This window comes from Thiohalorhabdus denitrificans (genome assembly GCF_001399755.1).
Taxonomy (GTDB): Bacteria; Pseudomonadota; Gammaproteobacteria; order Thiohalorhabdales; family Thiohalorhabdaceae; genus Thiohalorhabdus; species Thiohalorhabdus denitrificans.
On record NZ_LJCP01000014.1, the window covers coordinates 265,463 to 285,596 of the forward strand.

At 69.0% G+C, this 20,134-nt stretch carries 19 protein-coding genes; 6 read left to right on the forward strand and 13 right to left on the reverse strand.

All coding sequences use genetic code 11. The features are described 5' to 3' along the window. Positions 1-136 precede the first annotated feature (136 nt). Positions 137-553 carry a hypothetical protein gene (locus tag AN478_RS12980; protein WP_054967036.1) on the reverse strand — a complete coding sequence of 139 codons (417 nt, stop codon included), beginning with the start codon at positions 551-553 and terminating at the stop codon, positions 137-139. Between the two features lie 652 nt (positions 554-1,205). On the opposite strand from AN478_RS12980, the gene AN478_RS12985 reads away from it, so the two are divergent. After that, positions 1,206-3,422, forward strand: a complete 2,217-nt coding sequence (locus AN478_RS12985) for a PAS domain S-box protein (protein WP_054967037.1) — start codon at positions 1,206-1,208, stop codon at positions 3,420-3,422. A gap of 220 nt (positions 3,423-3,642) precedes the next feature. Next, a complete protein-coding gene (locus AN478_RS12990; RefSeq protein ID WP_054967038.1) occupies positions 3,643-4,155 on the forward strand; it encodes a hypothetical protein in 513 nt (170 codons plus the stop codon). 99 nt (positions 4,156-4,254) lie between these two features. Here the strand turns inward: AN478_RS12990 and AN478_RS12995 are convergent, their stop codons facing one another. Next, a complete protein-coding gene (locus AN478_RS12995; RefSeq protein ID WP_054967039.1) occupies positions 4,255-5,895 on the reverse strand; it encodes an alpha-D-glucose phosphate-specific phosphoglucomutase in 1,641 nt (546 codons plus the stop codon). 220 nt (positions 5,896-6,115) lie between these two features. Beyond that, a complete protein-coding gene (locus AN478_RS13000) occupies positions 6,116-7,480 on the reverse strand; it encodes an alanine/glycine:cation symporter family protein (RefSeq protein ID WP_054967040.1) in 1,365 nt (454 codons plus the stop codon). Between the two features lie 100 nt (positions 7,481-7,580). Here AN478_RS13000 and purB point away from each other — a divergent pair, with 100 nt between their 5' ends. Further along, the gene (gene purB, locus AN478_RS13005; protein WP_054967041.1) at positions 7,581-8,948 is read left to right on the forward strand and encodes an adenylosuccinate lyase; all 1,368 of its coding nucleotides are present in this window, start codon (positions 7,581-7,583) and stop codon (positions 8,946-8,948) included. A gap of 160 nt (positions 8,949-9,108) precedes the next feature. Here the strand turns inward: purB and AN478_RS13010 are convergent, their stop codons facing one another. The 4 genes from AN478_RS13010 to AN478_RS13025 form a co-directional block, all read right to left on the reverse strand. Next, positions 9,109-9,597 carry a DUF3015 domain-containing protein gene (locus tag AN478_RS13010; protein ID WP_054967042.1) on the reverse strand — a complete coding sequence of 163 codons (489 nt, stop codon included), beginning with the start codon at positions 9,595-9,597 and terminating at the stop codon, positions 9,109-9,111. 58 nt (positions 9,598-9,655) lie between these two features. Beyond that, the gene (locus tag AN478_RS13015; protein WP_143004018.1) at positions 9,656-10,642 is read right to left on the reverse strand and encodes an alpha/beta hydrolase; all 987 of its coding nucleotides are present in this window, start codon (positions 10,640-10,642) and stop codon (positions 9,656-9,658) included. A 13-nt stretch (positions 10,643-10,655) separates the two neighbouring features. Next, positions 10,656-11,090, reverse strand: coding sequence for a BON domain-containing protein (locus AN478_RS13020; RefSeq protein WP_054967044.1), 435 nt, complete (start codon positions 11,088-11,090; stop codon positions 10,656-10,658). Between the two features lie 118 nt (positions 11,091-11,208). Further along, positions 11,209-12,192, reverse strand: a complete 984-nt coding sequence (locus AN478_RS13025; RefSeq protein ID WP_054967045.1) for a glutathione S-transferase family protein — start codon at positions 12,190-12,192, stop codon at positions 11,209-11,211. A 126-nt stretch (positions 12,193-12,318) separates the two neighbouring features. Here AN478_RS13025 and nadA point away from each other — a divergent pair, with 126 nt between their 5' ends. Then, positions 12,319-13,395, forward strand: a complete 1,077-nt coding sequence (gene nadA / locus AN478_RS13030; protein WP_054967046.1) for a quinolinate synthase NadA — start codon at positions 12,319-12,321, stop codon at positions 13,393-13,395. Positions 13,396-13,613: 218 nt separating this feature from the next. Here nadA and trxA read toward each other — a convergent pair whose 3' ends face one another. From trxA to AN478_RS14175, 6 genes are all read right to left on the reverse strand, one after another. Continuing rightward, positions 13,614-13,994, reverse strand: a complete 381-nt coding sequence (gene trxA, locus AN478_RS13035; protein WP_054967047.1) for a thioredoxin — start codon at positions 13,992-13,994, stop codon at positions 13,614-13,616. A 203-nt stretch (positions 13,995-14,197) separates the two neighbouring features. Continuing rightward, positions 14,198-14,686, reverse strand: a complete 489-nt coding sequence (locus tag AN478_RS13040; protein ID WP_054967048.1) for a cytochrome c — start codon at positions 14,684-14,686, stop codon at positions 14,198-14,200. Positions 14,687-14,784: 98 nt separating this feature from the next. After that, positions 14,785-15,624 (reverse strand): M48 family metallopeptidase, encoded by an 840-nt coding sequence (locus tag AN478_RS13045; protein WP_054967049.1) that lies wholly within the window; start codon positions 15,622-15,624, stop codon positions 14,785-14,787. A gap of 260 nt (positions 15,625-15,884) precedes the next feature. Beyond that, positions 15,885-16,121 carry a hypothetical protein gene (locus AN478_RS13050; protein WP_054967050.1) on the reverse strand — a complete coding sequence of 79 codons (237 nt, stop codon included), beginning with the start codon at positions 16,119-16,121 and terminating at the stop codon, positions 15,885-15,887. Between the two features lie 39 nt (positions 16,122-16,160). Continuing rightward, entirely contained in the window at positions 16,161-16,607 is a 447-nt protein-coding gene (locus AN478_RS13055; protein ID WP_143004017.1) for a DUF4168 domain-containing protein, read from the reverse strand. Positions 16,608-16,643: 36 nt separating this feature from the next. Continuing rightward, complete coding sequence (locus AN478_RS14175; protein WP_176758705.1) at positions 16,644-17,078, reverse strand: hypothetical protein; 435 nt, start codon at positions 17,076-17,078, stop codon at positions 16,644-16,646. A 202-nt stretch (positions 17,079-17,280) separates the two neighbouring features. Here AN478_RS14175 and AN478_RS13065 point away from each other — a divergent pair, with 202 nt between their 5' ends. Continuing rightward, complete coding sequence (locus AN478_RS13065; protein ID WP_054967053.1) at positions 17,281-18,756, forward strand: sensor histidine kinase; 1,476 nt, start codon at positions 17,281-17,283, stop codon at positions 18,754-18,756. Beyond that, positions 18,749-20,134, forward strand: a complete 1,386-nt coding sequence (locus tag AN478_RS13070) for a sigma-54-dependent transcriptional regulator (protein ID WP_054967054.1) — start codon at positions 18,749-18,751, stop codon at positions 20,132-20,134. Before AN478_RS13065 ends, AN478_RS13070 begins: the two co-directional genes overlap by 8 nt.

Sequence of the window (20,134 nt, forward strand, 5' to 3'; positions counted from 1 at the left end):
GGTGGTCGCTTCTTCCACCATCGCACCGGCGGGAGTCGGCGTCAGCCGTGGGCGGGCCTTCCCATGGGGCCGCGAGGGCGGGGCCGATCCGGCTCCGGGCGCAGGTCCAGGGGCGCACCCCGAGCCGTACCGGGCATCACCGGTAGAAATACCGTTTCTCCCGCGAATGGATGATCCCCAGGAACAGCTCGGCGTGCACCAGGGCCGCCACCACCACCCCCAGCCAATCGGGCCAGCCCCGCATGAGGCTGTGGAACTCCACCCCGGCGTAGCCGAGCAGCAACAGCACAGAGGGATAGACGGCGACAGCCGCCACGAACAGGCTCCAGAAGGTCCAGCCAATGGCGGCCCGGATCTCCAGGAACAGGGGCACGCTCAACAGCAGGACCACGGGATAGGCCCCCAGCGCCCAAGCCGGCACCGGATCCTCGGGGGCCAGGGAGCTTCCGCCCCCGTCCGTCCAATTCATGGCCAGGCCCGAGGCCAGCCAGACCATGAAGAATACGGTAACGCCCGCCAATGGACTGACCAGAAAAGCGAAAATCGTGCGCATGGCACTCAACCTCCCGAGCGGGGATTTGCACTCGGGACGGGGTAGAGCAAAAGGCGGGCCAACCTCGTAGAGGGCTGAATCCCCTGGAGAAGGCACCAAGGGACCTGGGTGCTCTCCGGTCGCACTGGCGCCGGACGGCGACGCCCCGCACGCCCCGTGTACGGCAGATGCCTGAATGCGTAAGGGAAACTGCCCAGGGCCGGAGGCGACAGCCGGGGGGCCGAAGGAAGACCCCCCGCGGGCCTAGCCCACGGCCCGGGAACCTGGACACGGTCATTGAAGGGGGGGCGGCCCTTGCGGGTAAGCTGAAGGGAGAAGTCCCTAATTCCCTTCTCTCACGGGGTACGAAGGAGGGGCCCGGCCGGGGATCGTTCGCGCTATCCCCCACGCGTCATCCCCCACGCGTCCGGGCCCACCTCGAGCCCTGGAAGGAACCGGAGGATTCCGGTGCCATACAAAGCCCCCCACCGCCCCGGCGCGGCCCTCGCCCCGAATTTCAACCAGGGGTTTGGTGTTTCAATCGGTTTTATAACAGGCTATAAGGAGGGCATGGCCCTCGATGCCGGCCCCCGGAGCTCTCGTGGGCCGACCTTCTCCGGGGGCAAGGGGCCGGCGCCCCGGCCAACAGTTGTTCGGAATAAAGGGGGGAACCATGAAGAGCGCTAGTGGAACCGAGTCCCATACGTCCACAGGGACCTCCCTTTTCGACCAGCTTTTCCGGCACGCCCCCCTGCCCCAGGTTCTGGCCGACCCGGACCAAGGCACCGTCCTCCGGGTCAGTCCCGCCGCCTGCGACCTCCTGGAGGAGTCCCGGGAGGCCCTGGAAGGCGCCCCGCTGGCCGACCTCTTTCCGGAGCCCGAAGGAGACCTGAACGAGTTCCTGGACCGGCTCACCCGGGAGCGGTCGGCCTCCCTGCGCGCCCGGACCTCCCCTTCCCGGGTCCTCGAGCTGCAAGCCACGGCCCTGGAGACCGAGGAGGGGCCCTGGGCCCACATCGCCCTGCGGGACGTCTCCGCCGAGACGGAGCTGAACGCCGCCCGCGGGTTCCGGGAATCCCTGGTGGAGCATTTCCCCGACGCGGTTTTCCTGAAGGACCGGCAGGGGGTGTACGAAACCTGCAACACGGAGTTCCTGCGGCGGGTGGGCAAGGGACGCGACGAGGTCCTGGGCGTCCGGGACCGGGAGGTGATCCCCCCGGAGCTCGCGGAGCACTGCACGGCCACCGACCGCAAGGTGCTCACGGAAGAGCGCCCCCAGGTCACCGAGCGCTGGCTGCAGCGGGACTCGGGCGAATGGGTCCTGCTGCAGATCCTCAAGCTCCCTCACCGGGACACCGACGGCCACCTGCACGGGGTGATCGGCGTGTGCCGGGACGTGACCGAACGCCACCACACGGAGCGGCGTCTCCGAACCAGCGAGCACCAGCTCCGCGAGATCCTGGAGGCCTCTCCCGAGGGGCTATGGATGGGCGACTTCGAGACCCTGGAAACCGTGGAGGTGAACGGCGCCCTGTGCGAGATGCTGGGACGGTCCCGGGAGGATCTGCTGGGCACCCGCCCCGACGAATGGATCGACCCGGCGGACCGACCCACCTTCTGGGAGGAAGCCACCCGGCGCCGGGAGGCGAAAACGCGGCGGTACGAGATCAGCCTGCTCACCCGGGCGGGGGAGCGGGTACCGGTGGTGGCGAACGTGAGCACCTCCTACGATCCGGAGGGCGCCCCGCAGCACTCGGTGGCCTTCGTCACCGACGTCACCCACCTCAAGGAGACGGAGCGCTCCCTGCAGCGGGTCGCCGACATCCTGGAGGCCTTCCCCGGGCCGGTGGTGCTGTGCAGCACCGATTTCAAGGTCCTCTACCAGAACCGCTTCGCCCGGGAGACCCTGGGGGACTACCAGCCCGGGGCCACCCCGGTCAGCGCGCTCACGGGGGACCACACCTTCAAGGAGGTCATGCAGCGGGAGGCCGTGCCCGCAGCCCGGGAGGAAGGGTCCTGGACGGGGGAGGTCCCCCTGGTGGACGTCACGGGAAAGGAGCGGCCCTTCCTGATGACCGTGCTGGCCCACTCCGAATCCGACGGGCAAGTGGAGCGGCTTTCCGCGGTAGGGGTGGACATCGCCCCCCAGAAGGAGGCCGAGGCGCGGGAGAAGCATTACCTGGAGCAGCTGAACCGCATGAGCCGCCTGATCTCCATGGGCGAGCTGGTCTCCGTCCTCAGCCATCAGCTCAACCAACCGCTCACCGCCCTGAGCAACTACGCCACCGCCGGCACCCAGCTGCTCGCCCAGAAGAGCGCCATGCCCTCCCAGATCCAGGAGCTCCTGGAGGGGATGGGGAGCGAGGCCCAGAAGGCCTCGGGGATACTGACCCAGATCCGCAACTTCCTGAAGGGACAGAGTCCCGATCTCCGGCCCCTGGAGGTTAATCCCCTCATCCGGGAGCTGGTGCCCTTCATCTGCACCGGCCACGCGGGGAAGGTCCCCCCCATCGAGCTGGACCTTGACCAGGACCTGCCCCCGGTGGAGGCGGACGGCATCCAGCTGCAGGAGGCCGTCTTCAACCTGGCCCGCAACGGAATCGAATCCTGCCGGGAGCGGAACCCCGAAAGCCCCGGGCCTTTGATCCTGCGCACCCGGAGGACCGAGGAAGGGGCGGAGATCCGCGTCATCGACCACGGCACGGGCCTGCCCGAGGGCCTCGACCTGGAGGCCCTGGAGCCCTTCTTCACCACCAAGGAGAAGGGACTGGGCCTGGGCCTCTGGATCGTCAAGTCCATCGTCCAGAGCCACGGCGGCCGGCTGGAGGCCTGGAACAACCCCGAGGGGCCGGGCGCCACCTTCCGGATCGCCCTTCCCGCGGCCGCGTAGCCCGCCGGACAACCTACCGCCCCCAAGGCAAGGCCCCCGAACGCCACGCGTTCGTGTCCCGGGACGTCCCGGTTTGTCCACCCCCGTAGACCCCTCGTTTCACCTCCCAGGACAGCGAAACAAACGGACAGCACCCACCCCTTTCCGGGCGAGATTTCAGGGGGTGCGGGGCTCCTGTATTTTAGAGGGTTCTAATCTACTTAATCCAAAAGGGGAATTCATGCGGAAGATTTTGCTGTCCGCCGTCCTGGCCCTCGCCTTCCTCGCAGCCCCGGCACAGGCCATGGACCTGGAGCTGTATTCCGGGGACACCTTCGAGTACGCCGAGACCAGCGAGGACGAGAACTTCGTCTACGCGGACCTGACCTTCGGCGGGGAGGTCCTGCTGCTCCCCTTCTTCGACGGCTGCTGCAACATCGACATCCTCGTGGCCGTGATCGAGCCGGAGCTTCTGAGCTATTTCTCCGACACCATCGAGAGCGGGGAGAACATCTACACCTCCACCCTGTCCACGGGCGAGCGGGTCTACATCGCCAGCCTGGAGGGGGTGCTCTACACGGAGGGACAGATCGGCGTCATGGCCGACCGCATCGGGGAGATGGCGGACCGGATCGTCTACACCGAAGAGCTGATCGTGGAGACCGAGTACATGATCGTGGACGTCACCCGCTTCTCCCAGGCCAACCTGCTGACCTTCGTGGGCATGCTGAACCCGCTGACGCTCCTGGAATAGGCCGGCATTAGCCTCGCCCGTTACCCCTGGGCCGCCCGGCCCGGGGTGGCTGCGGGGCCCGCAGCCCGCGGCCGGTCCTCCTCCCTCGACTTTCCCCTCTCAGACCACCAGGCTCGGCTCCCTGCGGCCGGTGATGGCCTTCACCTCCGCCACCTCCCGTACCGCCTCGGCGACGTCCCGCAGCACGTCCCGGCATTCGTCGTTTTGCCGCAGCGGCTCGGCCTCCCACGTCTCCAGGTAGATCCGCAGGGTGGCACCGTCGGTTCCCGTCCCGGACAGGCGCAGGACGGCCCGGGCGCCGTTGTCGAACCAGAGGCGGACGCCCTGGCCCGTGGTGGTGTGGCCGTCGATGGGATCGGTGTAGCTGAACTCGTCGGCTTCGGTGACGCGGGGGCCGGCCCCGGTGGGGGTCCCCGCCAGACCGGCGAGCCGGTCGCGGAGGTGGGCCATGAGGCGCTCGCCCTGGTCCCTGGTCAGCCCCTCGTAGTCGTGGCGGCTGTAGAAGTCGCGCCCGTACCGGGACCAGTGGCCGCGCACCACCGCCTCCACCGACTCCCGGCTGGCGGCGAGGATGGAAAGCCACGCCAGCACGGCCCACAGGCCGTCCTTCTCCCGCACGTGGTCGGAGGAGGTACCGAAGGACTCCTCCCCGCACAGCTGGACGCGGTCGGCATCGAGGAGGTTACCGAAGAACTTCCACCCCGTTGGGGTCTCGAAGCACTCGTAGCCCCGGGCCTCGGCCACCCGGTCCACCGCCCGGCTGGTGGGCATGGAGCGGGCCACGCCGGAGACCCGGCCCCGGTACCCGGGGATGGCGTCCAGGTGGTCGGCGATGACCGCCAGGCTGTCGGAGGGATTCACGAAGAAATGCCGGCCCAGGATCATGTTGCGGTCGCCGTCACCGTCGGAGGCGGCGCCGAAGTCCGGGGCGTCGTGCCGGAACATGCGCTCCATGAGGTCCCGGGCGTGGGTGGGATTGGGATCGGGCTGGCACCCCGCGAAATCCGGCTTGGGCTCGCCGTTGATGACCGTCCCCCGCGGCGCGCCCAGGTCCTCCTCCAGGAGGGCCTTGGCGTAGGGGCCGGTGACGCCGTGCATGGCGTCGAAGACCATGGAGAAGCTCCCGGAGCCGAGCAGGTCCCGCAGGGCTTCGAAATCAAACAGCTCGGCCATGAGCGCCCGGTAGTCGGCCACCGGGTCGATGACCTCCACGGGCATGCCCTCCACCTCGGCGGCCCCTTCCCGGGAGAGGTCCACTTCGGCGTGCTCCTGGGTAATGTGGTAGCCGTGGACTTCCAGGGAGCGGGCGTAGATGGCCTCCGTCACCGGCTCCGGGGCGGGGCCGCCGTTGGCGATGTTGTACTTCACGCCGAAGTCCCCGTCCGGTCCGCCCGGATTGTGGCTGGCGGTTAGTAGGAGACCCCCGGCGGCCCCCCGTCGCCGGATGGTGGCGGAGACCGCCGGCGTGGAGAACAGGCCGTCGCGCCCCACCAGGACCCGCCCCACCCCGTTGGCCGCGGCCATGCGCAGGATGGTGTCGATGGCCGTCTCGGTGTAGTAGCGGCCGTCGCCCCCAAGGATGAGGGTGCCGCCCTGAAGCTCCGTGCAGGTATCGAGCACCGCCTGGATGAAGTTCTCCAGGTAGCGGGGCTGGGAGAACTGCTCCACCGTCTTGCGCAGGCCCGAGGTACCGGGGCGCTGGTCCTCGAAGGGGGAGGAGACTTCCTCGATGATGGCCATGATAACTCCCGGTGGCGGTCGGGGTCGGCGGGGTGGGAGGCCGGCGTCCCCGGGCCCCTCTCATGATCCCATCATCCTTGCGGGGGAATGGGGAAGGCCCGGGGGCGCCGGGGGGCTCCAAACCCTAGATGCTCAAGGGTAGCGCAACGTGCCCGGGCCCTGAACCTCCAAGGTGGTGGGGGTGGGCCCCATCGGGCCGGTGCAACCGCCCGGGCGGGGCCTAGCCCACCGCCTTGGCCTCGGTCCCCCGGAAATAGTCCCGGCTGATGCGGAACACCACCGGCGACAGCAGCACCAGCGCCACCAGGTTGGGGAAGGCCATAAGGGCCATGGTGATATCCGCCAGGTTCCAGATGAGCTCCAGGCTGGCCACCGACCCGCTCAGGATCCCCACCACCCAGATCAGGCGGAAGGCCTTCAGGGGCTTCACGCCCGCCAGGAACTCCAGGCAGCGCTCGCCGTAGAAGGCCCAGGTAAGGGTGGTGGTGAAGGCGAAGACCACGAGCCCGAAGGCCACCACGAAATCGCCCGGGCCCGGCAGGCCCTGGCTGAAGGCGGTGGTGGTGAGGCCGGCCCCGGTCTCGCCGCTGTCCCAGACGCCCGTGGTGACAATCACCAGGGCGGTCATGGTGCAGACCACGATGGTGTCGATGAAGGTGCCCAGCATACCCACCATCCCCTGGCGCACGGGATCGTCGGTGCGGGCGGAGGCGTGGGCCATGGGCGCCGAACCCAGGCCCGCCTCGTTGGAGAACAGGCCCCGGGCCACGCCGAACTGGATGGCCGCCATCACCCCCGCCCCGGCGAAACCGCCCACGGCGGCGGTTCCGGTGAAGGCGTCGGTGACGATCCGCGCCAGGCCCTGAGGGATTTCGGTGTAGTGGTAGCCCAGGATGGCCAGGGCCCCGAGCACGTAGATGACCCCCATGATGGGGACGAGGGCCTCCGCCACCCGGGCGATGCGGCCGATGCCGCCGACGATGACGGCGAAGGCCACCGCCGCCATGACCGTGCCGGTGAGCCAATGGGGGACCGCCAGGGCCTGGTGCATCGAGTCGGCCACGGAGTTGGACTGCACGGTGTTGCCGATGCCGAAGGCGGCCACCAGGCCGAACAGGGCGAAGGCCGCCCCCAGCCATTGCCAGCGGGCGCCCAGGCCGTTCTTGATGTAGTACATGGGCCCGCCCACGTGCATGTTGCGGCTGTCCACCTCCCGGTAGCGCACCGCCAGCACCGCCTCGGCGTATTTGGTGGCCATGCCCACCAGGGCGGTCATCCACATCCAGAACACGGCCCCGGGCCCGCCCAGGTGGATGGCGGTCCCCACCCCGGCGATGTTGCCGGTGCCGATGGTGGCGGAGAGGCTGGTCATCAGGGCGCCGAAGGGCGTGATCTCGCCCTCCCCCTTCTGGGCCCCAGGGCGGATCCCGGCCCAGAGCAGGCGAAAGCCGTAGCCCAGCTTGCGCAGGGGCAGCAGCTGGAGCCCGATGGTCAGGAAGATCCCCGTGCCGAGCAGGAGCACCAGCATCACCGGGGTCCAGAGGACCCCGCCGACGGACTCCAGGAAGGTGTTCAGTTGTTCCATGCGGTTTCCCCTTTTGTCGCGTACCGGGCCGCCGCCCCCTGAGCCGAGCCGCCGGGCATGGTAAAGTATCATGCCTTTGTTCACGAAGAAGGTCGTCGGAATGGAGCTTTCCGCGCTTACCGCCGTTTCCCCCCTGGACGGACGCTACGGGCCCAAGGTCGCCGACCTGCGGCCCTATTTCAGCGAATACGGGCTGATCCGCAACCGGGTTCGCGTCGAGGTGGCCTGGTTCAAGGCCCTGGCCGCCGAGCCGGCGGTGGCGGAGGTCCCCCCGTTGTCCGAGCAGGCCGAGGCCTTCCTGGACCGCATCGTCACCAACTTCGGCTTGGTGGACGCGGAGCGCATCAAGGAGATCGAGGCCACCACCAACCACGACGTCAAGGCGGTGGAGTACTACCTCAAGGAGCGGGCCGTGGAGCTGCCCGAGGTGGACGCGGGAGCGGAGTTCTTCCACTTCGCCTGCACCTCCGAGGACATCAACAACCTCGCCCACGGCCTTTCCCTGGCGGAGGCCCGCGCCGAGGTTCTCCTGCCGGTGGTGGACGGCCTCATCGACCGGCTGCGCGGGCAGGCACACGCCTGGGCCGACGAGCCCATGCTCGGCCGCACCCACGGCCAGCCCGCCACCCCCACCACGGTGGGCAAGGAGCTGGCGGTGCTCGCGCACCGGCTCATGCAGGCCCGCGCCGCCGTGGCGGAGAGCCCCGTGCGCGGCAAGATCAACGGCGCCACCGGAAACTTCAACGCCCACATGGTGGCCTACCCGGAGGTGGACTGGCCGGACGTGGCCGAGCGCTTCGTGGAGGACCTGGGCCTGGAGTGGAGCCCCTACACCACCCAGATCGAGCCCCACGACTACATGGCCGAGCTGTTCGGCGCCATGAGCCGCTTCAACACCGTGCTCACCGACCTGTGCCGGGACGTGTGGGGCTACGTCAGCTTCGGCTACTTCAAGCAGCGCACCGTTGCCGGGGAGGTGGGCAGCTCCACCATGCCCCACAAGGTCAACCCCATCGACTTCGAGAACGCCGAGGGCAACCTGGGGCTGGCCAACGCCACCCTCGACCACCTGTCCGGCAAGCTGGCCATCTCCCGCTTCCAGCGCGACCTCACCGACTCCACGGTGCTCCGCAACATGGGCACCGGCTTCGGCTACAGCCTGCTGGCCTACCGCTCCGCTCTGCGCGGCCTGGATAAGCTGGAGATCAACCGCGAGCGTCTGGCGGAGGACCTGGACGGCGCCTGGGAGGTGCTCGCCGAGCCCATCCAGACGGTCATGCGCCGCAACGGCGTAGACCGCCCCTACGAGCGGCTCAAGGAGCTCACCCGCGGCAAGGCGGTGGACGCCGACAAACTCGCCGAGTTCGTGGAGACCCTCCCCCTTCCCGATAGCGAGAAGGAAAAACTGAAAAGCCTGACCCCAGCCAACTACCTCGGCAACGCCGCCGAACAGGCCCGCGCCATCTGAAACCCGCCCCACCGTCCGCCCAGCAAAAAGGCGGCCCCGAGGGGCCGCCTTAACACTTGGGTCAGGGTGAGAACCCCGGCATCGGCCCACCACAACCCCGGCGCGCAGGCAAAAAAAGCGGCCCCGGGGGCCGCTTGAGCTCGGTCCGGATGGCCCCCGTTCAGGTCAGGGTGTACCCGGACAGACGGGGACTTTCGGCGAGCACCTCGTTCAGGTTCTCCATCACCTCGCCGGCCACCACCTCCTCATCGGCGTAGATGCGGGCGAAGTGCTCCTTGGCGGAGCGGTAGAAGGCCGGCCGGTCCTCCTCCGCCACTCCCATAAGATCCGCCAGGGAGGCGAGGGCCTCCCCGCCACCGGAAGCCATGTCTCCGGCCAGGGCCTCCATGTTGTCGTCGATGAACTTGGCGATCTCCTCCTTCGAGCGGACCACCCCGTCCTGCTCGCACCCCAGGGTGCCGGAGGTGATACCGAAGGTCTGGTTCCCGAGGATGCCGTTGGTGGTCACCGCCAGAACCTGGGGGGCGATGCCCTGCTTGCCGTCGAACAGCATGGTGCCGACGCCGCAGCCGGTGCTGTCCTCCTCCGCCGCCGCGGGGAAAGCCGGCAAGGCGGCCACGCCGGCGATCAGGAAAGTCTTTCTCCACATGGCCCTATCCCTCAATTTGTTAGTGCTCACTTTCACAAAGGCATTAGGACCACCGGCCTTATAGGGTGTCAATACGGAAACGGGGCACCCCGTTCTCGGATCGGGGGGGCTCCCCGGGCCGTCCAAAGCGGCGCCACAGGTAGCCCGCCAGGAGATCCCGCGCCTCGGGGCGGAGGAAGGTGGTTCCGTGCCCGCCCGCCGGGAACAGGCAGATCCGCTTGGGTTCCTCGGCGGCCCAATAAAGCTCCCAAGCGTGGCGGACGGGAATAATCCGGTCGCCCCGGTTATGGGTGATAAGGACGGGGATGGGGGCTAGCTCCGCCATGGCCCCGGACGGGCTGTAGCGGTCCGGCACGTTCCAGGCCAGCCACTGGAAGGGCCAGGTGAGCCAAGTGGAGGCCAGCTTCTCGCGGGTGATCCCCTGGTAGCTGGCGAAGGCGCTATCCACCACCAGGGCCCGTACCCGTTCCCGGTGGGGGGAACGGCTGACGGCGTAGGGGGCGAGGGCACCGCCGAGGCTCTGCCCGAGGACGGCCAGCGGGCGCTCCGGGGGCTCGCGCTCGGCCAGGTAGGCCAGGGCGGCCTCCACGTCGGCCAGGGCGCCCTTCAACGACACGGCACCTTCGGAACGGCCGTACCCCCGGTAGTCGATCAGGAGGACGTTGAAGCCCCGCTCCGGGAGCCAGGCCACCCCCGGCAGATGGTTGCTGATATTCTCCGCGTTGCCGTGCAGGAACAGGACGCTTCCGGCGGCATCCTCCGTCTCCGCCGGCAGGTACCAGCCGTGCAGGGACACCCCGTCCCCGGAGCGGAGACGGACCTCCTCGAACTCCAGCCCCAGGGTAGCGGGATTCAGGACCAGCTCCCGGTCGGGATAGAAGAACAACCGGGTGCAGCCGCCGAGGACGGGCAGCACCAGGATCAGCAGGAGGACCCACAGCGGGGTGCCGCGAGGCGTGCTCCGGGCCTGGGCTGAAGCTTCCGGCTCCTGTTCCGGCCGAACCGCGCCAGCCCTCCGGGCACCACGCCGCATCCCCCTTGCCACGCTCCGGCTCCGCTCAGACGCTGCCGGGGGCGGTCAGCTCCGAGATCACCCGGCGGACCCCGTCGATCTGCTCCACGGCCCGCACGGCCCGGGCCACCTGCTCCCAGTCCGCCAGCTCGCCGCGCAGGGTGACCACCCCCTCGGTGACGTCCACGTCCACCGCGGTGATGCTGGCGGCCCCCAGCACGCCCGAGAGGGTGGTCTTCACCCGGGCCTGCAGGGCGCGGTCCTCCGCCCAGGAGCCCCCCTCCTCGGCCCACTCGCCGAGCTTCTCGCCCAGGTAGCGCCCCTGCCTCCGGGTCTCCTTCTCGATCTCCCGGGCCAGCTCGCCGAGCTCCTTGCCAACGCCGTTGTCGTCCCCGGTGCCCGAGTCTTCCCCGGCCGCCCCCGCCGGGCCGGACAGGACCGGCACCAGCAGGGCCACCGCCAAACCGGTCTTCCAGCGCATGCGCCTGCCCCCCTGCTTCCTCAACCGTCTGCCACTGCCCCCGGATCCCCCCGGAGGCCCCGTTTCTCCCCGGACACCCGGGCCCAAAGGGCCAGCCTGCCCCAGAAGGGTGCGACCGTCACCCCAGCGGCGGTCCCTCGTGGGGGAAGCGGCCCCGGTCGTGCCACCCGCCGTAGTCCAGAAGCGGTCCCTTGGGGACGATGGCGGTGGGATTGAGGGTGGGGTGGCTTCCGTAGTAGTGGCGCTTGATGTGGTCCAGGTTCACCGTCTCCGCCACCTTGGGCACCTGATAGAGGTCGCGCAGGTAGCCCGACAGACTGGGGAAGTCGGTGACGCGCTGGCGGTTGCACTTGAAGTGCCCGTAGTAGACGGGGTCGAAACGCACCAGGGTGGTGAACAGGCGCCAGTCCGCCTCGGTGAGGCGGTTGCCCACCAGGTAGCGGTACTCGGCCAGTCGGGTCTCCACGGCGTCCAGGGCGGCGAACAGGGAATCAAAGGCCTCCTCGTAGGCCTCCTGGGTCTGGGCGAAGCCGGTGCGGTAGACGCCGTTATTGATGTCGTCGTAGACCCAGGCGTTCACCGCGTCGATCTCCGCACGCAGCTCCTCGGGGTAGAAATCCACCCCGGCATCGGCGTAGTCGTCGAAGGCGCTGTTCAGCATGCGGATGATGTCGGCGGACTCGTTGCTCACCGCCGTGCCGGCCTGCTTGTCCCACAGCAGCGGCACGGTCACCCGCCCGGTGTAGTGGGGATCGCCCCGCACGTACACCTCGCGGAGGTAGGCGCAGCCGTTGACGGTGTCGGGAATGCAGCCCGGCCCTTCCGAGAAGTGCCAGCCCTCCTCGCCCATGATGGGGTCCACCACGGAGACGCTGATGGCCTCCTCCAGACCCTTGAGCTTGCGGAAGATCAGGGTCCGGTGGGCCCAGGGACAGGCGAGGGACACGTAGAGGTGGTAGCGGCCCGGCTCCGCCGGGAAGCCCGTGGATCCGTCCCGGCTCACCCAGCCGCGGAATGGGCTGTCCGGGCGGACGAAGCGCCCGCCCTCGGTCTCCGGCGCGAAGGCCTCCTTCTGCCAGACCCCGTCGATGAGCTTACCCATGATGCTATCCTTATTAATCCAGTCGGAAATTTTCGGCTTTGGCCCGGTCCAAGGGAACGGGTAGACTTTTGCGGTTCAAGCGGGGATCGCACGCTCTGCCCCCATGGGGAAGCAAGGAGAACGCCGATGGATGCCACGATTACCATCCCCGAGGTGACCGACGACCAGCTCCCGGAGGGGCTGTCCACCGAGGATCGGGAGCGCGCCCTGTCCGGGTCCGAGCGTCAGGACCTGGTGGAGCGGGCCAAGCGGCTCCTCGCCGAGCGGGATGCCGTCCTGGTGGCCCACTACTACACCTCCGGGGACCTGCAGGACCTGGCCGAGGAGACCGGCGGGCACGTGGCCGATTCCCTGGAAATGGCCCGCTTCGGACACGACCACCCCGCCAGCACCCTGGTGGTGGCCGGGGTCCGGTTCATGGGGGAGACGGCCAAGATCCTGAACCCCGAGAAGCGGGTATTGATGCCCACCCTGGAGGCGGAATGCTCCCTGGACCTCGGCTGTCCCGCGGACCAGTTTACGGCATTCTGTGATGCCCATCCCGACCACACCGTGGTGGTGTACGCCAACACCTCGGCGGCGGTAAAGGCCCGGGCGGACTGGGTGGTGACCTCCTCCATCGCCGTGGACGTGGTCCGGCACCTGGTGGAGCGCGGCGAGAAGGTGCTGTTCGGCCCCGACAAGCATCTGGGCCACTACATCGAACGGGTCACCGGCGCCGAGCTGCTGCTGTGGCCCGGCTCCTGCGTGGTGCACGACCACTTCAAGGCCCAGGAGCTGGAGGCCCTCATGGCCGAGCGCCCCGGCGCCAAGGTGCTGGTACACCCGGAATCCCCGGAGCCGGTGATCGAGCTGGCCGATGTGGTGGGCTCCACCACCCAGCTCATCCAGGCGGTCCAGGACCTGGACGCGGACACCTTCATCGTCGCCACGGACCGGGGGATCTTCCACAAGATGCAGGAGGTGGCCCCGAGCAAGACCTTCCTGGAGGCCCCCAGCGCCGGAGCCGGCGCCACCTGCCGGAGCTGCGCCCACTGCCCCTGGATGGCCATGAACGGGCTCTCCAACCTCGTCACCACCCTGGAGCAGGGCTCCAACGAGATCCACGTGGACCCCGAGACCGCGCGTAAGGCCTGGCAGCCCCTGAAGCGCATGCTCGACTTCAACGAGGAGCGCAAGCGGCGTATCGAGGCGGGCAAATAGGGGCGGCAGTCCTGCTTGGTTAGATAAGGCCCATTTTCCCGTGGGAGCCCACTTTAGTGGGCGATCGCTTGAGCAGGCACCGGCGCCCAAGCCCGGATCGCCCGCTAAAGCGGGCTCCTACAGGCAATGGCCGCTTTTAACAGAGAACCAAAAACAAAATCGGGCCCCTTCCCGGGGCCCGATTTTGTTTGGATGCAGAACTGCCCCGGGCAGAGGACTCAGCCCTCGCCGCCCTGCTGCTTCTGCTGCTCCTCGATGTCCTTGCGGACCTGGTCCATGTCGAGGTCGCGGGCCTGCTGGATGATGCTCTCCAGGCCCTCGCGCGGCAGAACGCCCGACTCCTGGAAGATGATGACCTGCTCGCGGAACAGCATCAGGGTGGGGATGGAGCGGATGCCGAAATGGCCGGCCAGCTCCTGCTCGTTCTCGGTGTCCACCTTGCCGAAGACGATGTCCGGATAGTCCTCGGAGACCTCCTCGTAGGTGGGCGCGAAGGTCTTGCAGGGCTGGCACCAAGAGGCCCAGAAGTCCACGAAAACCATGTCGTTGTCCATGATCGTGGACTCGAAATTGTCCTTGGTAAGGTCGACCGTTGCCACTATGCGCTCCTATACTTGCCGGCAGCGGACGGACGCCCGGGGCGCCCGCGGGAAAACCTACGATCATCGCACGTCTGCGGTGCCCTGTAACCTGTGCCCAGTCGGCACCCGCGGCCACCACCTCGGGGGACCGGTACGATTGCCTGAGAACCCATTAGGCTCCTACGCCCCGGCCCCGGTTCCCGCAGGGGCCCGAGCCACCCTCAGTCCGCCCCATCCAGGCCGGGGAAGCGCCCCGTCACATAGCGGCTGTGGCAGGCGACGCAGTCCCGGGTCATGCGGTTGTACACCTCCAGCTGCCGGTTAGCGTCCCCCTCCTCGGCAGCCTCCGCCAGTTCCGCCGCGGCCGCGTGAAACCGCTTGTCCAGCCGCACGAACCCCTCGGGGACCGCTGCCCGGAGGTCCCGGCGATCCTCCTCGGTCAGCGACCGCTTGAGGATGAAGCTGTCATGGATCCCCCGCGCCTCCTCAGCCACAGTGTCGTGGTCCCCGGTGACCAAGGCCGCGAAGGCCGTGGCCATGGACTCCTGGATGGCCTGCATCTCCTCCCGCAGGAGGCGGTCCAGCTTGGGGGTGAGATCCCCGGTCACCGCCTGCGGCTCGGCCCCGCCGGTCACGGGCGCCGCCCCCAGAACCATCAGGAGGGCGAGGAGCACGATACGGGGACATCCCTGGGAGCGCGGCTTGGTCATTGGACCACTCCTGGCTGGATCGTTAATGGGAAAAGCAGCATAATTTTTGCAACTTTTCCGGTCAACGGCGAGCCGTCAGTCCGTGGCCCGGCAACCGATCACGGCAACGCGGCCCACCGGCGTGCCTCCCGCTCCCGGGCTGCCCGGTATGCCTCCATGGCCTGGGGCATCCACTTCCGAAGCCGCTCGATGCGCTTGCCGTGGGGCGGATGGGTGGAGAGGAACACCGGCGGCTCACCCCCCGCCTCGGTGGCCTTTTCCATGCGCTCCCAGAAATCCACCGCGGCCCGGGGGTCGTAGCCCGCCCGGGCCATGTAGAGCAGGCCGATGCGGTCCGCCTCCAGCTCCTGGTTGCGGTTGTGCGGAAGCAGGATGCCCACCTGGGCGCCGACCCCATAGGCGGCCAGGAACAGTTGCCGGGTCTGGCCCGGCTTCTCGTTCAGGGCCTGGGCGAGGGCGATCCCCCCCATCTGCACGAGCAGCTGCTCGGACATGCGCTCCCCGCCGTGACGGGCCGCGACGTGGGCCGCCTCATGGCCCATGACCGTGGCCAGCTGGGCGTCGGTCTCGGCCACCTCCAGGATCCCCTCGTAGGCGCCCACCTGTCCGCCCGGCAGGGCGAAGGCATTCTTCTGCTCGTCGGCGAAGGCGACGAACTCCCATTCCTCCGGGGCCAGCCGAGTATCCTCCGCGGCCACCCGAGCGATGCGTGCGCCCACCTCCGTTACCCGGCCCCGCGCGGCAGGGTCCTCGGAGACCGGCTCCTCCGCCTTGATCTGCTCGAAGGACTGGGCGGCCATGGAGACCATCTGCTCCTGGGGCACCAGCATCAGGGCGCGCCGCCCGGTCTCCGGCACGGTGTAGCAGCCCGCCACCAAAACCGCCACAACGGCCAGGATCCACGGTTTCCACCCTCTGCTCCTCACCCAGGAACGCATGCCTCGCCTCCTCCCTGACCCTCCGCCTAGCTACCCCGTCCACCCCATAAGGGGCCTCCTGGTTCTCCTGGCAGCGTGCCGTCTCTCAGACCCATAGGCAAACGGACAGCCAAAACCCGGCATAAGGAGAGCCCGGAAGTGTATCCCGAAGGACCGGAAAGGGGGCTTCCCCTGAACGATGGCCAAACGGAAAACGCAAACGGGGCGGGCCTGTAGCCCGCCCCATGGGTAAGGAATCAGCGGAAGACCCGTGGGACCGCCTACTGACCCGTGCTGCCTCCATTATCTTCCTGACCCATTCCGGAGCCGCCCTGGTCCTCGCCATCCTGACCAAAGCCGGCCCCACCCGGGCCCTCACCATTCTCGTCGGGGTTCACCATGGGCTCTCCATTCCCCCCTTGCCCGGCCTGGTCGCAGCCGGCCAGTGCGAGCCCGCCGAAGAGGCAGGCGGCGAGGAACAGCAGGGTGGTTCCACGGAGGTGCTTGCTATCAGACATTCTCTGCTTCCTTGGTCCTGTGGGAATAGCGTCGAGGGTCTATTCCTCGACCATCTCGGTGACCTTCTGGGTCAGCTCCTGGTCCTGGCGGACGGCGTCGAAGATCTCCTTGTACTCCTGCAGGCTGAGGCCCTGGGCCTCGATGGCGTCCGCCATCTTGGTCTGCATCTCCTGTTGGATCTTCCGGGCCTTCTCCTCGTTTCCGGCCTGGCCGAGATCGCCGGCGTGCTCCTCCTGGATGCGCCGGAGCTCCCCGTAGGCGGCGGCGAACTTCTCCAGGTCGGCGTCGCTGACGTCCTTCGGGGCCGGGGCGGTCTGGGCGGGAGGCGCGGGCTGCTGGCCCGGCGCGCCCTGGCCCGCCGGACCCTGCTGCTGGCCGCCGGGCTGCTGGGTACCGGGGCCCTGCTGCTGGGCCACGGCCGCCGAGGAGAAGCCACCCACCATGCAGGCGACCGTTAGAACAACGAGGGTTTTACGGTTCGGCATCGGAATCATGAAGGTATCCTTTGGTTCGGAAAGGGCTTATTCCCAGGTGGAGCCGCCATCGCTTTCCTGGTCGTCCCCGTAGACGTCGCCGGAGTTACCGGCACCACCCTGCTGGCCGCCGCCGGGGGCTTGGCCGCCGCCCGGGGCCTGTCCGCCACCAGGGGCCTGTCCACCGCCCGGGGCCTGTCCACCGCCCGGGGCCTGTCCACCGCCCGGGGCCTGTCCACCGCCCGGGGCCTGTCCACCGCCCGGGGCCTGCCCACCACCGGGGCCCTGCCCGGCTCCGGGCGCCCCCTCCACCGGGGCATCACCGCCGGCGCCACCGGCCCCCGGAGCGGCGGGTCCTTCCTCCTCGGCGCGCTCTTGGCCGCCGCCCATGCCCGGCTGGGCCAGGGCGCCTCCCGCCAGCATGGCGGTGGCCAGACCGGTCACGAGCATCGCTCCCGGGCGGAACCGTTTCTCTTCCTGCATACGGATCACCTCCGTTTCGGGTTAATGGCCACCCTCCCCGGAGCAACGGGCATGCCAACCCGAAAACCACCCCCCTCACAAAAACCAAGGATCTGTTTTAAAAATGAATTTCCCCTAACCCGGCGCCCCCGTGACCCGGCTTCAAGGGGCGCACCTTATGTGCCAGAATTTCACATGCGTCATAACTGGCACAGGAAATCCCATGGATCTTCGCCTCGCCTTCCTCCTCTACGTCGCCCTCCCCCTCCTCCTGCTGATCGGCACCGTGGGCTCCGTGAGCGTCGGCGCGCTCGAGGAGCTCAGCGAGAAGCGGCTCAAGGAGGACCTGGAGCTGATCGGCCGGACCCTGCAGAAGCCCCTGGGACGGGCCATGGAGCGGGGCCGGGAGGGCACTCTGGAGAACGCCCTGGAATCGGCCTTCAGCTTCGGGCGGGTCTACGGCGCCTACCTGTACGACGAGTCGGGCGAGCGGGTGGCGGCGGCCGGGGCCGCGGCCTACGCCAAGGAGCCCGACCGGGAGGACATCGCCGAGCGGGCCGAAGCGGGCCAGGAAGGCGGGACCTACGGGGAGATGGGAGGTCGGGAGGTCTACAGCTACTTCGTTCCCCTGACCGACGGCTCCGGTCGCAACAACGGCCTGGTCCAGATCACCCGGCGGGCCAGCGAGATCCAGGGGTACCTCCAGCAGCTCCGCGGCTACGGCCTGGCGGGCCTGGCGGGGCTGGCCGTGATCCTGATGCTGGTAACGCTTCTGGGCCACCACTTCGCCGTGGGCCGGCCTCTCACCCGCCTGGCCCAGAGCATGAACCGGGTGGCGGCGGGCGACCGGGACCACCGGTCTTCCGAGACCGGGCCCCGGGAGATCGCCGACCTCAGCCGGACCTTCAACGGCATGCTCCGGCGCATGCAGCAGGACCAGGCGGAGATCCGGGAGCGCCGCATCAGCGAGGAGCGCCTCCAGCGGGAGCTCCAGCAGTCGGAGAAGATGGCCGCCGTCGGCCGCCTGTCGGCGGGCGTGGCCCACGAGCTGGGCACCCCCCTGAGCGTGGTGGACGGCACCGCTCAGCGCCTCCTGCGCGACGAGCGTCTGGATGCGGGCCAGCGGAAACGGCTGGAGCGCATCCGCGATCAGGCCGGGCGGATGACCCAGATCGTGGAGCAGCTCTTGGCCTTCGGCCGGCAGCCCGGGGGGGCGCCCCGCCCAATTTCCACGGAGCAGCTGACCCGGGCCGCCATCCATTCGGTCCGGGACCTGTATGCGGAGACCGGCGTCGAGCTCGAATGGCACACGCCCCAGCCCCCGCCCATGGTGGAGATCGATCCGGTGCGGGGGGAGCAGGCCCTCACCCACCTGCTCACCAACGCCGCGCAGGCCACCCCGGGCGGCCGGGTGGGCCTGCGCTGGGAAATCCAGGGGGACGAGGCCGTCCTGACCGTGGAGGACGACGGCCCCGGGATCCCCCTGGAACGCCGGGAATGGGTCTTCGACCCCTTCTCCACCACCAAGCCGCCCGGGCAGGGAAGCGGCCTGGGGCTGGCCCTGGTCCACGGTGTGGCGGAGGAGCACGGCGGAACCATCCACATCGAGCACAGCCCCCTGGGCGGCGCGGCCTTCGTCTTGCGCCTCCCCAGGGCCCACCCTTCTGCCGAGCCCGAAACGGGGGAAAACGATGGATAATCCCGGCCGCATCCTCGTGGTCGAGGACGATGCGGACTTGGCCGCCCTTCTGGCCGACGAGCTCACCGAGGCCGGCTACGAGACGGAGGCGGTCCAGGAGGCCGAATCCGCCCGGCAGCACCTGGACCGGGACCCGCCGGACCTGATCCTGTGCGACCTCTGGCTGCCGGGGACCGACGGGGTGACCTTCCTGCGGGAGGTTACCGGGCGCCAGGAGCCGCCGGCCTTCATCCTCATCACCGCATTCGGGACCATTCCCCAGGCGGTGGAGGCCCTCAAGGCCGGCGCTGACGACTTCCTCACCAAGCCCCTGGACCTGGACCACCTCCTGATCCGGGTCCGGCGCACCATGGAGGGCCGCCGCCTGCGTCAGGAGGTGGTGGGCTACCGCAAGGCCCGGGACGCCACCGATTTCCACGGCATCATCGGACAGAGCCCGTCCATGCGGGCCCTGTTCGAGAAGACCGTGCAGCTGGCCCAGGCCGGCGGCCCCGTGCTCGTCGAAGGCGAGAGCGGCACCGGCAAGGAGCTGCTGGCCCGGGCGATCCACGCCGAGAGCCGGCGGGCCGCCGGGCCCTTCATCGCGGTAAACTGCGCCGCCATCCCCGCCGAGCTCATGGAGAGCGAGCTGTTCGGCCACCAGGCCGGGGCCTTCACCGGCGCCGTGGGAAGCCGCAAGGGCCTGCTGGCCCAGGCCGACGGCGGCACCCTCTTTCTTGACGAGGTGGCGGACATGCCCCTGCCCCTGCAGGCCACCCTCTTGCGGGTGCTCCAGGACGGCAAGATCCGGCCGGTGGGGGGCGAGACGGAGCAGACCGTGGACGTCCGTGTCCTCACTGCCACCAACCAGCCCCTGGGGGAGAAGGTCAACGAAGGCATCTTCCGCGCGGACCTCTTCTACCGGCTGGAGACCTTCGCCCTTACCATCCCGCCGCTGCGGGAACGCGAGGACGACCTGGAGATCCTGGCCGGACGCTTCATCGCCCAGTTCAGCCAGGAGCTGGGACGGGGGGACGTGGGCATCGCGGAGGAGGCCCTGCGGTGCTTGAAGAGCTACAGCTTTCCAGGCAACGTTCGCGAGCTGCGCAATGCCATGGAACGGGCGGTCACCTTCTGCCGGGACGGCTGGATCCAGGTCCGCGACCTCCCCGACCGGATCCAGGAGGCCTCCCCGGCTCCGCCTCCCAATACCGCCGGGGAGGGGGATCCCCTGCTCGGCCCCGCCGAGCTGCCCCCGCTGGAGGAGGTCCAGTACCGGTACGTGGACCGGGTCCTGACGGAGACCGGGGGCAACAAGCGGCGCGCCGCCGAGATCCTCGGCGTGAGCCGCCGCACCCTGTATCGTTACCTGGAGCGCGCGGAGCCCGAGAACAAGTAG

Coding starts and splice junctions, on each gene's coding strand:
- AN478_RS13065 (WP_054967053.1), top strand. CDS start 17,281: ATGGATCTTCGCCTCGCCTTCCTCCTCTACGTCGCCCTCCCCCTCCTC.
- AN478_RS13020 (WP_054967044.1), bottom strand. CDS start 11,090: ATGCGCTGGAAGACCGGTTTGGCGGTGGCCCTGCTGGTGCCGGTCCTG.
- AN478_RS13025 (WP_054967045.1), bottom strand. CDS start 12,192: ATGGGTAAGCTCATCGACGGGGTCTGGCAGAAGGAGGCCTTCGCGCCG.
- AN478_RS13000 (WP_054967040.1), bottom strand. CDS start 7,480: ATGGAACAACTGAACACCTTCCTGGAGTCCGTCGGCGGGGTCCTCTGG.
- AN478_RS12980 (WP_054967036.1), bottom strand. CDS start 553: ATGCGCACGATTTTCGCTTTTCTGGTCAGTCCATTGGCGGGCGTTACC.
- nadA (WP_054967046.1), top strand. CDS start 12,319: ATGGATGCCACGATTACCATCCCCGAGGTGACCGACGACCAGCTCCCG.
- AN478_RS13040 (WP_054967048.1), bottom strand. CDS start 14,686: ATGACCAAGCCGCGCTCCCAGGGATGTCCCCGTATCGTGCTCCTCGCC.
- purB (WP_054967041.1), top strand. CDS start 7,581: ATGGAGCTTTCCGCGCTTACCGCCGTTTCCCCCCTGGACGGACGCTAC.
- AN478_RS12990 (WP_054967038.1), top strand. CDS start 3,643: ATGCGGAAGATTTTGCTGTCCGCCGTCCTGGCCCTCGCCTTCCTCGCA.
- AN478_RS13070 (WP_054967054.1), top strand. CDS start 18,749: ATGGATAATCCCGGCCGCATCCTCGTGGTCGAGGACGATGCGGACTTG.
- AN478_RS13055 (WP_143004017.1), bottom strand. CDS start 16,607: ATGCCGAACCGTAAAACCCTCGTTGTTCTAACGGTCGCCTGCATGGTG.
- AN478_RS13045 (WP_054967049.1), bottom strand. CDS start 15,624: ATGCGTTCCTGGGTGAGGAGCAGAGGGTGGAAACCGTGGATCCTGGCC.
- AN478_RS12985 (WP_054967037.1), top strand. CDS start 1,206: ATGAAGAGCGCTAGTGGAACCGAGTCCCATACGTCCACAGGGACCTCC.
- AN478_RS12995 (WP_054967039.1), bottom strand. CDS start 5,895: ATGGCCATCATCGAGGAAGTCTCCTCCCCCTTCGAGGACCAGCGCCCC.
- AN478_RS13050 (WP_054967050.1), bottom strand. CDS start 16,121: ATGTCTGATAGCAAGCACCTCCGTGGAACCACCCTGCTGTTCCTCGCC.
- AN478_RS13010 (WP_054967042.1), bottom strand. CDS start 9,597: ATGTGGAGAAAGACTTTCCTGATCGCCGGCGTGGCCGCCTTGCCGGCT.
- AN478_RS14175 (WP_176758705.1), bottom strand. CDS start 17,078: ATGCAGGAAGAGAAACGGTTCCGCCCGGGAGCGATGCTCGTGACCGGT.